Consider the following 16,552-nt stretch of genomic DNA (forward strand, 5'->3'; position numbering starts at 1 on the left):
AAATTTAATGTTAATAAATATTACCAAGGTATAAAAAAAGCGCCGTAAGCGCTTCTTTCAAATCTGTTTATGTAAACTGTGACTATTTATTTAACGCTTCACCTAAGTGAGGGCGGATATCTTTTAGAATAGTTTTTAATAAACGAGGACAAGCAGCAACAATATTACCTGAAACAGTATGGTTGTGATCGCCAACGAAATCAGTGACTAAACCACCGGCTTCAATAATTAATAATTCACCAGCAGCAGATTCCCAAGGTTTTAAACCAATTTGGAAATATCCGTCAACACGTCCGGCAGCGACATAAGCTAAATCTAAAGCTGGAGAGCCTGAGCTGCGAAGATCTGATGATTTAGTAAATAATGTTTTAAACATTTCTAAGTAAGCGTTGCTGTGTTGCTTGTGCTTAAATGGGAAACCTGTGGCAACAATTGCACCAGAGAGTTCTTTATGTTGTTTTACGCGAATACGAAAGCCATTGAGTTGTGCGCCTTTACCACGACTAGCAGTAAAAAGTTCACCGCGAGATGGATCAAAGATGATGGCTTGATCTAATTTACCTTTGACTTTCAAAGCAATAGACACTGAAAAATGTGGAATGCCTTTAATAAAGTTCGTTGTACCGTTTATTGGATCAATAACCCACTGGAAGTCGTCATCTTTTCCTTTAATCACACCACATTCTTCACCAATAATTGTATGGTTAGGGTATGATTTTTTTAATGTTTCAATAATGGCTTCTTCAGCGCTTAGGTCAGCACTAGTGACAAAATCATTTGTCCCTTTTGCTTGAACTTCAACTTTATCTAACTGTTCGATGGCACGAACAATAACTTTACCTGCGTTACGCGCAGCGCGAATACCAATATTAAGCATAGGATGCATATAGAGACTACCTTTTACATATTTGTAAATAGAATTAAACAGTATAACAACTTTTATAAAGAACGAGGCTTGCCGCCGAGCGGATTTTCAAGCGCGAAAATTATAGCAAAGTTATCAGTAATTAGCGACATTGTTTTTTATATAAAATATCAAAGAAAAAATTTCATAGATGTTTAATAACTAACACATAATTTTTCGCACTAACCATTTTCAATAAATTTGATGATTTTTTCTCAGCACAAGGTTAATGTTCTATGATAATATTATTGTTAATTTTAGCCATCTAGATAGTTAATACCAGTAGGTATAATTTATTTTATAAATTAACTATAAATTGAGTAATTTAAGATAATGTCAGAGCAATCATCACTTTTAAGTAATGTTCGGATTGTATTAGTTAATACTTCCGATTGTCGTAATATTGGTTCAGCCGCACGCGCTATGAAAACAATGGGGTTAAGTGAACTTATATTAGTTGATCCTATTGAAATGCCAAATGGTCAAGCACAAGCTTTAGCTGCAGGGGCTACTGATGTATTAAAAAATGCCAAGGTAGTTGCTACTTTAGCGGAAGCTATTAGTGATTGTGGTTTAGTTGTTGGCACCAGCGCACGTTCTCGTACTTTACCTTGGCCAATGTTGGAGCCAAGAGGCTGTGGAGAAAAACTTGTCGAAGAAGCCTATAACTTTCCAGTTGCTTTAGTTTTTGGTCGTGAAAGCAGTGGTTTAACTAACGACGAATTACAACTTTGTCATTTTCATGTGCAGATCCCAGCCAATCCTGATTACAGTTCATTGAACTTAGCGATGGCGGTTCAAACCTTAAGTTATGAAGTGCGGACCAGTTTTTTAATTGATCAACAAAAAGCATTTCAAACAAAAGGCGAAAATTTAAGTAAAAATTTACCCAAAAAGACGCTTGATGAAGACGAGTATCCGATCATGGACGAAACTGAGCGCTTTTATCAACATTTTGAAGATGCTTTAAAAGAAACCGGCTTTATAACGCCGAGTCATCCAGGTTTAGTGATGACTAAGTTACGCCGCTTATTTAATCGTGCCCGTCCCGATGTTAAAGAAGTCAAAATGATGCGTGGAATCTTAGCTTCAGTGCAAAGAGCCGCTAAAGCTAATGATAAAGAAGCAAACAAAGAATAATAAAAGTAAGCAATCGTACCCGTTTCGATGCAAAGTGCCTTCTAAATTCTGCATTTTGACCGATAACGGGTATATATTGGTACTTGCCTTAACCAATATATAGAAGGATAGAAATATGTTCAGCCGTATCAGAGAAGATATTAAAAGTGTCTTTGATAGAGATCCCGCCGCTCGAAATACGCTAGAAGTTCTCACCAATTATCCTGGTATGCATGCCATTTGGATCCATCGCTTGAGCCATAAGTTGTGGAAAAATAACTGGTATTTACTTGCGCGTAGCTTATCAACATTTTCACGTTGGTTAACCGGTGTTGAAATTCATCCAGGAGCAACACTTGGACGTCGCTTTTTTATTGACCATGGCATGGGGATTGTTATTGGTGAAACCGCTGAGATTGGTAACGATGTTACCTTGTATCACGGTGTTACTCTAGGAGGCACAAGCTGGAATGCCGGTAAACGTCATCCAACATTAGAAGACAACGTGGTTATCGGTGCAGGAGCTCAGGTCCTTGGCCCCATTACTATCGGTAAAGGCGGTAAAGTTGGCTCAAACTCTGTGGTGGTGAAAGATGTGCCTGCTAATGCAACAGCTGTTGGTATTCCGGCACGTATTGTTAATGAAAAAAGCCAGTCAGAAAAAGAACAACGTGACCAAGTGGCTAAAAAGTTTGGGTTCGATGCCTATGCGGTATCTGCGGATAATCCTGATCCTGTCGCTAAAGCTATTGGGCGAGTCCTTGATCATATGCACTTAATGGATAAAAAAGTCGCTGACTTATGTAAAGAAGTCAATCATCTTGGTGGTGAAGTGTGTCAAGAGGATCTACCTGAACTTCGAGTTGGCGAATTTATTGACGATGAAATAGCGGCAGCTAAACGTCGAGAAAAACGTGTGGAGTCATTTGATCCCGAAATTTAATAGAAAATAATTGATGAGTTACCCGATGTTTGATCCCTATCAAACTAAGGTATTGGCTATTAATTGCTTATTTTTACAACAGGTGTAGAATACTTGAGTAAAACAGTCGGGTATTTAGTTGACTATTTTATAAGGTTATGTAGAATTGCTAACGATTCGATAGGGGCACACAATGAAACTGACTTCAAAAGGGCGTTACGCCGTAACTGCTATGTTAGATGTAGCAATACATGCAGTAACTGGACCCGTACCTTTAGCCGATATTTCAGAGCGACAGGGGATCTCGTTGTCATATTTAGAACAACTATTCTCTCGGTTAAGAAAATATGGCTTGGTAAATAGTATTAGAGGTCCTGGCGGAGGTTATCGCTTAGGGATGTGTTCTGCAAAAATTTCGATTGCTGATGTTATCAATGCTGTTGATGAATCTATTAAAGCGACGAGATGTGACGGTAAAGGTAATTGCCAAAACGGTGACGAATGCTTAACCCATACGTTGTGGGAAGGTTTAAGTGACCGAATCGAAGATTTTTTAAAAAACATAACGTTGGCCGAACTTGTCGAGCAACGCAATGTGAAATTAGTGTCTAGACGACAAGACAAAGCGCATGCGCGAGCAAACAAAGTTATGCCGTCATTAGAAACATTAATTAAAACCAAGAATATTATGCACGACATGCACTAAATGCGTGTTGTCAAACTGGAGAACGTTAGCGAATGAAGCTTCCTATTTATTTTGATTACTCAGCTACAACACCTGTAGATAAACGTGTTGCAGAAAAAATGATGCAGTATATGACTACTGACGGTTTTTACGGTAACCCTGCATCTCGTTCACACAAATTTGGCTGGCAAGCTGAAGAAGCGGTTGATATTGCACGAAATCAAGTCGCAGAGCTTCTTAATGCCGACCCTCGTGAGATTGTTTTTACCTCAGGAGCTACCGAGTCAAATAACTTAGCCATTAAAGGCGCTGCCAACTTTTATCGTAAAAAAGGTAAGCACGTTATCACCTGTAAAACAGAGCATAAGGCTGTTTTAGATACTTGTCGCGAACTAGAGCGCCAAGGCTTTGAGGTGACTTATTTAGATCCTGAGAGCAATGGCTTGATTGACCTTGATAAATTAGCAGCAGCTATGCGTGATGACACTGTATTAGTTAGCATCATGCATGTTAATAACGAAATTGGTGTTATTCAAGATGTTGCTGCAATCGGCGAAATGTGTCGTGCACGTAAAATTGTTTTCCATGTTGATGGCGCACAAAGTGTTGGCAAAATCGAAGTAGACATGGAAAAGTTGAAAATTGATTTAATGTCAATTTCAGCACATAAATTCTATGGTCCAAAAGGTATGGGCGCTATGTATGTGCGTCGTAAGCCTCGTATTCGTCTTGAAGCTCAAATGCATGGCGGCGGACACGAACGCGGTATGCGTAGTGGAACATTACCAACGCATCAAATCGTTGGTTTAGGTGAAGCTTGTCGCATTGCCAAAGAAGAAATTACTCAAGACATCGCTCACGTAACTGAAATGCGCGATCGTTTATGGGCTGGCTTGAACACCATGGAACAAGTTTTTGTTAACGGAGATTTTGATAATCGCTATCCGGGTAACTTAAACGTAAGTTTTAATTTTGTTGAAGGTGAGTCTTTGATTATGGCGCTTAAAGATTTAGCGGTTTCTTCTGGCTCTGCATGTACTTCAGCTAGTTTAGAGCCTTCGTATGTTCTACGTGCTTTAGGTTTAAATGACGAAATGGCACATAGTTCAATTCGTTTTAGCTTTGGCCGTTTTACCACGACTGAAGAAGTAGACTACGCGATTACACTTATTCAAAAATCAATTGGGCATTTACGTGATATGTCACCACTTTGGGAAATGTTCCAAGACGGTATTGATCTAGACTCAATTGAATGGGCTGCTCACTAAGCATCCCCACTAAAAATTTTACTGATGAGCGGGCATTTTGTTTCGTTCATCGTTATTAGGAGAGAAATCATGGCTTATTCAGAAAAAGTAATTGATCACTATGAAAACCCACGTAATGTTGGCTCAATGGATAAAAATGATCCACAAGTAGCAACAGGAATGGTTGGCGCACCGGCATGTGGTGACGTAATGAAGCTACAACTAAAAATCAACGCTGACGGTATTATCGAAGACGCTAAGTTTAAAACTTATGGTTGTGGTTCTGCGATTGCCTCAAGTTCATTAGTGACTGAATGGGTAAAAGGTAAGTCAATCGACGAAGCAGGGAAAATTAAAAATACTGCTATTGCCGAAGAGCTTGCTTTACCGCCTGTAAAAATTCATTGCTCTATTTTAGCTGAAGATGCTATTAAAGCAGCGATTGAAGATTACCGCAGTAAAACTGCTTAAACATCGGAGTTATTTATGAGTGTTACAATGACGAAAGACGCAGCAGACCGTGTTCAGTCATTTATTACCAATCGAGGCAAAGGTCTCGGTTTACGTCTTGGTATTAAAACAACGGGATGTTCTGGTTTAGCTTATGTGATGGAATTTGTTGATGAGTTAAATGAAGATGATACGTTGTTTTCAATCTCTGATGTGAATATCATTATCGATGGAAAAAGTTTAGTTTACCTTGATGGTATTGAAGTTGATTTTGTTAAGGAAGGTCTAAACGAAGGTTTTAAATTCACAAACCCGAATGCCAAAGGCGAGTGTGGTTGTGGTGAAAGCTTTAACGTTTAATACCAAGTCTCTAAGCCTTTTAAATATTGCTGAGTAGCAAGTAACTTAGTCGCAGTGGTATATATTTTGTGAACGACTTAATGTTAAGTCGTTCGCTGGAGTTTTTGTGAATTATTTTCAGATTTTCGGTTTTACAGAGCAATATGAACTCGATGTTCATAAATTAGCTGATATTTACCAAACACTACAAAAAAAAGTACATCCAGACAAGTTCGCTCATGCTTCTAGTCAAGAGCAATTAGTCGCGGTTAAAAGATCAACCTTAATTAATGATGCCTATCAAACACTAAAACACCCCTTGAAACGTGCACAATATCTATTAACATTGCGAGAAAGTGATCAGCCAAATGAACAAGCTTCATTTAGTGATAACAGTTTTTTAATGCGCCAAATGGAATTACATGAAATGCTTGACGATGTTAAGCATGCTGACGACCATGAAGCTGCCATTCTAAATTATGCTGCAGTATTAAATACCGGCTTTGAAGAACTCGCTTTAGAGATGCATACCTTGCTTGATGAAAACTCCATCCAGTCAAACTTATTGGCAGGTGATAAATTACGAAAGTTAAAGTTTTATCAAAAGTTACGCGTCGATCTCGATAAATTAGAAGATCAACTTTTCAATGACGACTGATCGTTAGTTCATATGAATTTTAGTTTAATAAAATAACAGCAAATCGATGTTTTTTTATTTACAATGAAATATCATACCGCCCGTTAATCGTAATCGAATATAAAAGAGTCTAAAAATGGCGTTATTACAAATAGCTGAACCTGGCCAAAGCACGGTTCCTCATGAACATCGCCTCGCCGCAGGTATTGATTTAGGTACAACTAACTCTCTTATCGCCAGCGTTAAAAGTGGTTTATCTGAAACCTTAGTTGATGGCGAAGGTCGAGATATATTACCCTCAGTGGTGAGTTACCAAGCGAATGAAGTATTAGTAGGCCATGCCGCTAAAGCACATTCGGTGAGTGATCCAGAAAATACTATTGTTTCAGCTAAGCGCCTTATTGGTCGTTCATTAGCTGATATCCGTAAAAAATACCCTTCACTACCATATTCTTTTTCAGGTGATGAAAGTCATCCAAGCATCACTACACGTACTGGTGAAGTAAACCCAGTGCAAGTATCGGCAGAGATATTAAAAAGTTTAAAACAACGTGCAGAACATGCATTAGGTGGTGAGTTGACTGGTGTTGTTATCACCGTGCCTGCTTACTTTGATGATGCCCAGCGCCATAGCACCAAAGATGCGGCAAAACTTGCTGATCTAAAAGTTTTACGTTTACTTAATGAGCCTACAGCCGCTGCGGTCGCTTATGGTTTAGACAGTGGCAAAGAAGGTATTATTGCTGTTTATGATTTAGGCGGGGGTACCTTTGATATTTCAGTCTTACGTCTCAATAAAGGTGTCTTTGAAGTATTAGCGACCGGTGGTGATTCAGCGCTAGGTGGTGATGACTTTGACAATCTTCTTGTTGACCACATTATCGAACAGACGGGTTTGCAACGACCATTGTCAGCAACCATAGAGCGTCAATTGTTACAGCAAGCCTGTTACGTCAAAGAACAACTGACAGAAAATGAAGTTATTAGTTTCTCATTAACGCTAGAAAATGGTGATGAAAAACATGGCGAAGTTAATCGTGTGATGTTTGAGTCTTTAATTAATACTCTAGTAACTAAAACATTACGTGCTTGTCGACGCGCATTAAAAGATGCCGATATTAGCGTTGATGAAGTCATTGAAGTGGTGATGGTTGGTGGTTCAACGCGTGTTCCTATGGTTCGCCAACAGGTTGAAAAATATTTTAATCGCTTACCGTTAACGTCTATTGATCCCGATAAAGTGGTTGCCATTGGCGCTGCGATTCAAGCCGATATTTTGGCGGGTAATAAGCCCGACAGCGATATTTTGTTACTTGATGTTATTCCTCTATCACTCGGCCTAGAAACGATGGGCGGATTGGTTGAAAAAGTTATTCCTAGAAATACGACAATTCCCGTTGCTAAAGCACAAGAGTTTACGACCTTTAAAGATGGGCAAACGGCAATGGCTGTTCACGTGTTGCAAGGTGAGCGTGAGCTTGTTGAAGATTGTCGTTCGTTAGCTCGATTTGAATTGCGTGGTATTCCAGCGATGACTGCCGGTGCTGCTCACATTCGTGTTACGTTTAAAGTTGACGCTGACGGTTTATTAGAAGTGTCAGCCATGGAAAAGTCAACAGGTATTGAAACAGGTATCACGGTGAAACCCTCATTTGGTTTAGAAGAGCAAGAAATCACTCAAATGCTCAGAGACTCAATGAGCAATGCTCAGCAAGATATACAAGCGCGTATGTTGAAAGAACAACAAGTTGAAGCCTCACGAGTTATTGAATCAGTACAATCGGCACTGATTAATGACAGCGCATTACTAAATCATGACGAAATTACCACAATAAATAACGCAATAACCGCTTTAGCGAAGATTGCCCAAAGCACGGTTGCCGATGATATTGAAGCAGCTATTGAAATATTAAATGAAAGTACCGCTATTTTTGCTGAACGTCGTATGGATTCTTCGATAAAAACAGCACTAGCAGGACATTCAGTAGACGAAGTTTAAAAACTTTTAGGAGCTAAGAAAATGGCGAAAATTATATTCCTTCCTAACGAAGACTTATGCCCAGATGGTGCAGTGGTTGAGGCAGAAAAGGGCGAAAGTGTACTTAACGTTGCACTGCGTAATGATATTGGCGTTGAGCATGCTTGTGAAAAAGTATGTGCTTGTACCACTTGTCATATGATCATACGTGAAGGTTTTGATTCAATTGCAGAAAGTGATGAACTTGAAGATGACATGCTAGATAGAGCTTGGGGATTAGAGCCTGAATCTCGTTTAGGCTGTCAAGCGCTGGTTGGCGATGAAGACTTAGTTGTTGAAATCCCAAAATATACGGTCAATATGGTTTCTGAAAACCACTAGTCATTTTTTGTCAATTTGATAGATAGGGCAGTAACATGTTAATGTTACTGCCCTTTTTTGTTGTAGCACCGCTAGAACTATTTTTTAGAGGAGGGCTTTAGTCAACCTTTCCGTACGGCTAAATCAACTGTATTACTTAGATAAATAGACAGGACATTAAAAATTTGCTCTACTCACCATGAATATTTATGTGTTGTAATCGCTTAATAATAGTGAATATATTTTAAAAATAACTTTAGGCATAATGAATTTGTCCGAACTATCTAAATCAGAAACGATAAAAAGCTTAACCATCACTAATCAGTTTGCGACTGATATATTATTATTAAATACCCCAAGTGAAATTTGGCAATATTTAGCTCAAAATATTGTCGAAAAATTAGGTTTTGAAGATGCCGTTATTTACACCTTAGATTCAGGGGGTATGACGCTAAGTCGAATGTCGGGCTTTGACAAAAAAAAATCCTTCAATGATGGTGTAATCACGACTAGTTCCATAAGAGATACTTCGTCTAATTCTATGACCATACCTTTTAATGAAGGCGTTATAGGGAAAGTTGCTGCGACCAAACAACCAATATTGGTAAAAGATACCCGTGAGTTTGAAAGCTATATTGTTGAGGATGAAACGACCTTATCTGAGTTAGCAGTTCCTATTTTATTTAAGCAGCAATTATTAGGTGTTATTGATTCTGAACATGCCAGTGTTAATTTTTACACTGAGTTTCATCTGAAAACACTCACTGCGTTAGCAACAATTACCGCAATGAAAATTTCTCAAATTATTAAAGTCGATGGCCTAGAAGAGGTAATAGAAAATTTAGAGTATGCTAATAAAATTCAAGATGCACTGTTTGAAATAGCAGAAATCATCTTTAAAACTAAAAATATTGATGAGTTTTATCAATATTTGCACCAGTGTATTGGCAGACTGACCTTGGCGAAAAATTTTTTTGTTGCGCTATTAAAAAATGATGGGCTAACAATAGATTTTCCTTATGCTATTGATGAGTTTGATGATAGATCAACGTTTACTAGTATTAATATCGATCCTCATTTTTTAAGTATTACCGGTTATGCGTTAGCTAAAGACCAGCCTTCTTTATTATATGAAGCAGATATTCAAAAGATGCTTGATGAAAAAGCCATTTATATTCGTGGTAACATCCCCAAAGCTTGGTTAGGGGTGCCTTTTGGAAGTGGGATAAATAAAGGCATAGTTGTCGTACAAAGTTATAGTACTGAATTCTTATTTCAAGAAAAAGACAAACAATTGTTAATGTTTGTGGCTAAGCATATCAATAATGCCATCGAAAGAATGGAAGCTAAACAAAAGTTACAATTTTTAGCCTTACATGATCCTTTAACCAATTTACCGAACCGTTCGCTATTCAAAGATAGAACCCAACATGCATTTTTACATTGCCAGAATAATCGCCAAGACAATATAGCGATATTATTTATTGATGTCGACAGGTTTAAGCAAATTAATGATACCTATGGTCATCACGTTGGCGATAAATTACTGATTGGTATAGCGCATGCAATAATGACTAGGTTGAGAAATACGGATACGTTAGCTCGCTTAGGCGGCGATGAATTTGCCATACTACTTGATGGAAAAATTGATTATGAGACTATCTGTCGTATAACTGAAAGTATTCTTGTTGCTACGGCTTCTGCCTTCAATATCGACGGTTTGAATATCTTTAGCAGTGTTAGTATCGGTATAGCGACTTATAACAATTCGAGTGAAAGCGCAGAACAATTATTGATTGATGCCGATCATGCTATGTATCAAGCTAAGTTAAAAGGGCGTAATCAGTATGTTTTCTTCGAAGCGCTCGAAGAACAAAATAAATCAACCAATGTCAAAGTTGAGTATGATTTTGATAATGCGGTAAAAAATTCAGAGTTTATTGGTAATTACCAACCCTTGATTGATTTTGACAGTGGCAAGGTTATTGGTGCTGAAATACTCGTACGTTGGCAGCATCCTAAATTAGGGCTTTTGTATCCCGATTTTTTTATTCCAATTTTAGAAAAATCAGGTCAGATAGTACAGCTTGATCTGTATATGCTCAAGCTTGCGGTTAGTAAATTAAATCTATGGGCTGACTGGTTACCAAAACAATTTAAGTTGAGTGTTAACGTTTCAACATCAGGATTTGCATCTAAAGACTTTATTGGCTATTTACAAGACCAGCACCTAAAATCTGCAGATATTACTGATCGCTTATGTGTAGAAATCACTGAAGAAAGCCTCATCCTAAACGTTGACGCGGTCAAAAACCATTTAGACATTTTGAAAAGTATTAATATCCCAGTCGCCTTAGATGATTTTGGAACCGGCTTTTCATCGCTAAGTTATTTACACCAATTTTCTTTAGACTTTTTAAAAATAGATAAAAGCTTTGTTGACGACTTAAATGCAGTCAATAGTAAGGTCTTGATACTGGAAGCTGTGGTTAATTTAGCTAAATCGTTAAAGATTAAAACTACCGCAGAGGGAATTGAAACTGCGGAACAATATCAGAAGCTTAAAGAAATTGGTTGCGATTTAGGGCAAGGATATCATATTGCTAAGCCATTACTTGAGAGCGACTTTAAACGCTTCTTCTTAAACAGAGTAAGCTAAGGTTTATGTGCTAATCATCATCCACTAGTTAAACGATGTTAAGCCATAAAAGAAAGTTTGTTGTTAAATTAAAATACCCTAATTTTAAACCTCTTTGCAATTATAAATAATTTATAAAAAGATTAAAGCGCCGAGTTCTTTAATAGATACCGTTAAATAGGAAATAATATGAGTGATTTACCCTCGGCGGCTGATAAAGCAGCGGCTAAAGAAAAAAAACATATTGAACGCCAAAAGAAAATTAAAGCCAACGTTGATCAACGAATTGCTCAAGCAACAGAAGAACGCGGTGTTTTTGTAGTAATAACGGGTAATGGCAAAGGTAAAAGTACCTCTGGTTTTGGTACGGTATTGCGTGCTATTGGTCACGGCCAAAAAGCTGGCGTGGTGCAGTTTATTAAAGGCACTCAATGGGAATGTGGCGAGATGAATATTCTCAAGCAATTTGCTGTTAAGCACCATGTTATGGGAACCGGCTTTACCTGGGAAACACAAAGTACCGAAACTGATGTAGCAGCAGCAAAAGTCGCTTGGCAAAAAAGTAAAGAAATGTTGAGTGATGAAACGCTTGATATTGTTTTACTTGATGAAATGACCTACATGGTGACTTATGGCTATATTGAACTAGACGAAGTTATTGAGGCATTAAATAATAGGCCTAAAATGCAGCATGTACTTATTACCGGACGTGCTTGCCATCGCCGTTTAATCGAGTTGGCTGATACCGTATCTGAAGTTCAACCAATTAAACACGCTTTTAAAGCTGGCGTTAAAGCACAAAAAGGACTTGACTGGTAAAGTAGGTAATCTACTAAAAGCACGGGTTTCGTTATATTATCGACTCAATTAGAAGCTATATGGAAACAATGAATCACGCTTTAGCGACTTAATCTGTTCACGAAACCCCTGTAGTATTATTAACAGTAAACTAAATAGTAATATGCTAATGAACATCGAAATTAACATCAAAAACACCACAAAGCACTATGGCTGGGTCAGTATCTTTTTACACTGGTCCGTTGCGTTAACCGTTATTGGACTCTTTGCTTTAGGCTACTGGATGGTTGATCTCGATTATTACAATCCTTGGAATAAACAAGGGCCTGATCTTCATAAAAGTATTGGTATACTTTTGTTCTTTGTAATGATTTTTCGTTTGATTTGGCGCAGCGCTCAGATAAAACCAAAAGCGCTTAAAACACATAGCGATACAGAAAAAATACTTGGACATTTTATGCATTTATTTTTGTATACTGCACTGTTTATTTTAATGATCTGTGGTTATTTAATTTCTACGGCTGATGGACGTGCAATCGAAGTTTTTCAGTTGATATCCATAATGAGTTTTGGTGAGCTGTTTACTAATCAAGAAGATCTTGCCGGTGCGGTGCATAAATATCTTGCTTACTTATTGATGTGTTCTGTTGTTTTACATGCATTAGCAGCGCTAAAGCATCATTTTATCGATAAAGATAACACCTTAACAAGAATGCTTGGTTATCAGCGTTTAAACAATAAATAGACTTTATTCATACGATTAAATAAAAAAGGACTCACATGAAAAAATTATTACTTGCCTCAATATTGCCAACGCTACTTATGACATCTGCTTTCACTCCAACAGTTAATGCAGCAGACTACATCGTAGATTACAAAGGCGCGCATGCCTCCGTTAACTTCAAAATTAAGCATTTGGGTTACAGTTGGTTAACGGGACGTTTTGATAAATTTAGTGGCAGTTTTAGTTATGATGCAGCTGATTTATCTACGGCTAAAATTGAAATGTTGGTGGATACCACCAGCTTAAATACTAACCATGGCGAACGTGATAAGCATGTCCGTAGTGATGACTTTCTTGATGTGGATAAGTTTGGTAGTGCAAAATTCGTTAGCACTAGCATTACTGATAATGGTCAAAATAAATTAGCAATTAACGGCACTTTAACCTTACACGGTGTTAGTAAAGCCATTATTATTGACGCGATAAAAATTGGTGAGGGTAAAGATCCTTGGGGTGGTTACCGTGTTGGCTTTAGTGGAACAACAAAAATTGGTTTAGCTGATTTTGGTATTCCAGACACGTTAGGACCTGCTTCATCACATGTTGAATTAGAATTACATATAGAAGGCATCAGAAAATAGTCATTGGTTAAACGTCTTACCGATGTTTTTATTTTTAGACTTTATCAGATAATCATATTAATTTACTTGATAAAAATAAAGCCAGCATCAGTGCTGGCTTTATTTTTGTAAAATCACAGCGATTTTATCGGTGATATTTATAAACAGTAATAGTTTTATTGTGTTTATTTATATTTTTATTGAAAATAATACAAGACGATTCTTATGGATTAACTTACCTTTTTAAATTGTTTTCGGTAAAAGAAGCCTTGAACAAAATCAACATTTAATTGTTTTGCAAAGCATAAATCTTCTGCGGTTTCTACGCCTTCTAAGATAACCTTTTTACCGGTATTTCGCGCATAGTTGATCATCGACTCAACGAGTAACATAAAGTTACGGTTAGACCTATTAGTGACGACATATCTGTCAAGTTTGATATATTCAACAAGCTGAATCACAGCCATCGACACCATAGACTGTGGATTACAGAGATCGTCTATAGCGGTATGAATGTTATTTTTTGATAGGTTATCAATCATCGCTAAGCTCATAATAGCGTCATTTATTTCTGAATTTTCGATGAGCTCAACAATGATTTTAGATTTTTTAAAATCTTTAAAATCTTTAAATAATTTCAAAAATGGATTGTCATCCTTTAAAGTCCCCGTTGAAAAATAAGAGTCTTGGTCTAAATTAACAAAAATGTCTACCTTACTGGGAGCATAGGCGAGTTGTAATTTTTTTTGTTGGTATTCTACTTGAAACAAACTGAGTGGACTGTCATGTAAAGAAGAATAAACAAGATCAGGTCGTATCGCTAAGTTATCTTTAGTAAAAAACCGTGATAAACATTCATAGGCAAATATTTCTTGGCTTTTGATGCAAACAATAGGCTGATATTCAACGCCATAGCGCTGACTTTCCATCAGATCTATCAAAGTGGAGGGTGGAAGATGAGTTTTAGTTTTCATAAATGATCAGGTTGCCATAGGACTAACCTGTCCAACAGCTTAAATATAGTCGTATTGTAAATGATAATCATTATCATGTGAAGTTATTGGTTATATTGTTAATAAGATTAGCTCTATAGAAACATATAAATTTAGCTAAAATTACGTTTAGCTGTTAGAATTCGCGCGAATTTTTTAATGGCTGATTATTCGGCACTCACATTCAATTAAGGTGCTTTTATGTCTAAATTTTTTTATCGCGGTACTCCTGATGTTATGGGCACTCACGGCAGTGCAGGTTATAAACCTAATCGCGGCGTTAAGCTCGGTAGTGCAGCAAAACCATTAATGCTCGTTGTTGCATCAAAAGAAAGGCAGCAAGAAGTTATCGCTATTGTTACTGAGCACAATTTTATTGCTAACATTGAAATTAATGCTGATGTAAAAGAAAATATTGTTGAGCTAGAAGCGGCATTAAATGTCCCTAAAACACAGCGTTTTGATAAAACACCGAACAGAAACGATCCTTGTTCTTGTGGAAGTACTAAAAAATATAAAAAATGCTGTGGATAAATGAGTCATAGTTTTAATAAAAAAGGCTGAGAAATTATTTCTCGGCCTTTTTTATTAAAGCAATTATGGTAAAAAGAGTAAAATTGACAGATACTTACCCCTCAGTTGTTGTTAATAGGAGAGGATCATTAAGTGAAAAAAATCAGCTTAACGCAAGATGAAAATTTATCATTTAAAGTTAGCCAGCAATTATCACCACAAGAATCACAACGTTTTGATCTTTATTTTTCTATTCCCGAAGAAATGGGCATTAATGCTATTACCCTCAGTGAAGATAATTACTTTCACAGCAGTATCCGAAGCCATAGTGCTTACTTTTCTCGCCAAGTGCATTTACCTTTAGTTCGTAGCCGATTTATAAGTCAAAAAAAGGGTGATCAGGGCGACTATCGCAGTAACTTAAATTTATTTTCTTATCAATTTAGGGTCGCACTCGAAACAGATATCAAGCAAGCCCTACAAGAAAAAGATATCGAAATTTTTTATCAATATGCACTTGAATTGGTTGATCAAACACAAAGCTTGTTAAAAAAACTGCGCCGCTATACTCCTTTAGATCAAAAACTAAGTTCTTACTTTGAAAATGTAGATAATTATTTAAGCTGGTACACCGAACAGTCATTTCTTAATTTGCTTGCCAATGGACCAAAAAGCTCAGAGCATTCAGAAACCCGAGAGGTGTTGTTTGCCTTGTGTCGCCAAGAAAATAATTACCGAACAGAGCGCCAGTATAATTCAAAAATTACGCTAGCAGACCCAAATCGTATCACTAACAAAATGCGCTTGTTGCAGCGATTAAGTGAATTTGGTGTGGTCTTTAAAAGAACCACTCATGACCTAGACAATAATCTAAGACGCTTAGTTCGTGGTAGTATTACCGCTGTCGTTATGGCGTTCGTGATGTCAATTGTGCTCAACGCTCGCTCAGCATTTAACGAAGTAACTTTAGTATTGATCACTTTTTTAGGGGTGATTTATGGTGTCCGTGAAATATTTAAGGATGATCTCACACGCTATCTTTGGCGAAAAATTCAGCGAGGACGCCCTAAGTGGCAGCATGTATTTACCGATAGTATGTCTAAAAATAAAATGTCTATGCAAACCCTATGGCTTGATTATATTAAGAACAAAGACTTACCTGATATTGTTAATAAACATTTTCAACAACGCCGTCAACAAAACAAGCAAGCGGCACAACTCTTACATTTTCGCTGTAATTCAAAAGTTATTGCTAAAGAGTTTATCCCTGGCTTTAAAGAGATTCAGCACCAGATGTTTTTTAATTTAACACCTTTTGTGCGTTTTTTGAAAAAAGGAGAAGGGCGTTTATATGCTCTTGATGGCAGCAAGATATCTAATCAAGGTGTCGAACGACGTTATCAGATAAATTTAGCGGTCGTGCAAGAGCAAAAAATACCGGGTAATAAAACTAAACAATACATTCAGCGTTTTAAAATAACAATGAATCGTTCGAAAATCATTAACATCGAAGGGATGAAATCAGAACAAAATTTTGAAGGAAATCCACTTTAGTATAAGTTGGCCAGTTTATTTGCAAATATATTATTTGTCGTTGAACCGGCCGTAATAAAATTAGCGGTTAAT

Annotated in this window: 17 protein-coding genes; 15 read left to right on the forward strand and 2 right to left on the reverse strand. The window is 37.2% G+C overall.

Going from position 1 to position 16,552, the window contains the following annotated elements; all coding sequences use genetic code 11:
* Positions 1–82: 82 nt before the first annotated feature.
* Entirely contained in the window at positions 83–886 is an 804-nt protein-coding gene (gene suhB / locus H4J69_RS06800) for an inositol-1-monophosphatase (RefSeq protein WP_070376083.1), read from the reverse strand.
* A 351-nt stretch (positions 887–1,237) separates the two neighbouring features.
* On the opposite strand from suhB, the gene trmJ reads away from it, so the two are divergent.
* From trmJ to H4J69_RS06865, 13 genes are all read left to right on the forward strand, one after another.
* The gene (gene trmJ, locus H4J69_RS06805) at positions 1,238–2,044 is read left to right on the forward strand and encodes a tRNA (cytosine(32)/uridine(32)-2'-O)-methyltransferase TrmJ (RefSeq protein ID WP_182215033.1); all 807 of its coding nucleotides are present in this window, start codon (positions 1,238–1,240) and stop codon (positions 2,042–2,044) included.
* Positions 2,045–2,159: 115 nt separating this feature from the next.
* A complete protein-coding gene (gene cysE / locus H4J69_RS06810) occupies positions 2,160–2,966 on the forward strand; it encodes a serine O-acetyltransferase (protein ID WP_182215031.1) in 807 nt (268 codons plus the stop codon).
* 172 nt (positions 2,967–3,138) lie between these two features.
* Entirely contained in the window at positions 3,139–3,651 is a 513-nt protein-coding gene (gene iscR, locus H4J69_RS06815) for a Fe-S cluster assembly transcriptional regulator IscR (protein WP_070376086.1), read from the forward strand.
* Between the two features lie 32 nt (positions 3,652–3,683).
* Complete coding sequence (locus tag H4J69_RS06820) at positions 3,684–4,898, forward strand: IscS subfamily cysteine desulfurase (protein ID WP_070376087.1); 1,215 nt, start codon at positions 3,684–3,686, stop codon at positions 4,896–4,898.
* Positions 4,899–4,967: 69 nt separating this feature from the next.
* Positions 4,968–5,348, forward strand: coding sequence for a Fe-S cluster assembly scaffold IscU (gene iscU, locus H4J69_RS06825; protein ID WP_070376088.1), 381 nt, complete (start codon positions 4,968–4,970; stop codon positions 5,346–5,348).
* 15 nt (positions 5,349–5,363) lie between these two features.
* On the forward strand, positions 5,364–5,687 hold the full coding sequence (gene iscA / locus H4J69_RS06830; protein ID WP_070376089.1) for an iron-sulfur cluster assembly protein IscA: 324 nt from the start codon (positions 5,364–5,366) through the stop codon (positions 5,685–5,687).
* Between the two features lie 106 nt (positions 5,688–5,793).
* Positions 5,794–6,324: a co-chaperone HscB gene (gene hscB / locus H4J69_RS06835; protein ID WP_182215029.1), complete on the forward strand. Its 531-nt coding sequence runs from the start codon at positions 5,794–5,796 to the stop codon at positions 6,322–6,324.
* Positions 6,325–6,439: 115 nt separating this feature from the next.
* Positions 6,440–8,302, forward strand: a complete 1,863-nt coding sequence (gene hscA / locus H4J69_RS06840; protein ID WP_182215027.1) for a Fe-S protein assembly chaperone HscA — start codon at positions 6,440–6,442, stop codon at positions 8,300–8,302.
* Positions 8,303–8,323: 21 nt separating this feature from the next.
* A complete protein-coding gene (gene fdx / locus H4J69_RS06845; RefSeq protein WP_070376092.1) occupies positions 8,324–8,662 on the forward strand; it encodes an ISC system 2Fe-2S type ferredoxin in 339 nt (112 codons plus the stop codon).
* Between the two features lie 250 nt (positions 8,663–8,912).
* Positions 8,913–11,300: an EAL domain-containing protein gene (locus tag H4J69_RS06850; RefSeq protein ID WP_182244703.1), complete on the forward strand. Its 2,388-nt coding sequence runs from the start codon at positions 8,913–8,915 to the stop codon at positions 11,298–11,300.
* A gap of 168 nt (positions 11,301–11,468) precedes the next feature.
* Entirely contained in the window at positions 11,469–12,098 is a 630-nt protein-coding gene (gene cobO / locus H4J69_RS06855) for a cob(I)yrinic acid a,c-diamide adenosyltransferase (RefSeq protein WP_070376094.1), read from the forward strand.
* Between the two features lie 160 nt (positions 12,099–12,258).
* The gene (locus tag H4J69_RS06860; RefSeq protein WP_182244717.1) at positions 12,259–12,822 is read left to right on the forward strand and encodes a cytochrome b; all 564 of its coding nucleotides are present in this window, start codon (positions 12,259–12,261) and stop codon (positions 12,820–12,822) included.
* Between the two features lie 35 nt (positions 12,823–12,857).
* Positions 12,858–13,442, forward strand: a complete 585-nt coding sequence (locus H4J69_RS06865) for a YceI family protein (RefSeq protein ID WP_182222087.1) — start codon at positions 12,858–12,860, stop codon at positions 13,440–13,442.
* Between the two features lie 209 nt (positions 13,443–13,651).
* Here the strand turns inward: H4J69_RS06865 and H4J69_RS06870 are convergent, their stop codons facing one another.
* Positions 13,652–14,395, reverse strand: a complete 744-nt coding sequence (locus tag H4J69_RS06870; protein WP_182222088.1) for an EAL domain-containing protein — start codon at positions 14,393–14,395, stop codon at positions 13,652–13,654.
* Between the two features lie 219 nt (positions 14,396–14,614).
* Here H4J69_RS06870 and H4J69_RS06875 point away from each other — a divergent pair, with 219 nt between their 5' ends.
* Positions 14,615–14,947 carry a PBPRA1643 family SWIM/SEC-C metal-binding motif protein gene (locus H4J69_RS06875; RefSeq protein WP_182171187.1) on the forward strand — a complete coding sequence of 111 codons (333 nt, stop codon included), beginning with the start codon at positions 14,615–14,617 and terminating at the stop codon, positions 14,945–14,947.
* Between the two features lie 132 nt (positions 14,948–15,079).
* Positions 15,080–16,480, forward strand: a complete 1,401-nt coding sequence (locus H4J69_RS06880) for a hypothetical protein (RefSeq protein WP_070376097.1) — start codon at positions 15,080–15,082, stop codon at positions 16,478–16,480.
* The last annotated feature ends 72 nt before the right edge of the window (positions 16,481–16,552 follow it).

Source organism: Colwellia sp. BRX10-9 (assembly GCF_014077405.1).
Lineage (GTDB): Bacteria > Pseudomonadota > Gammaproteobacteria > Enterobacterales > Alteromonadaceae > Colwellia_A.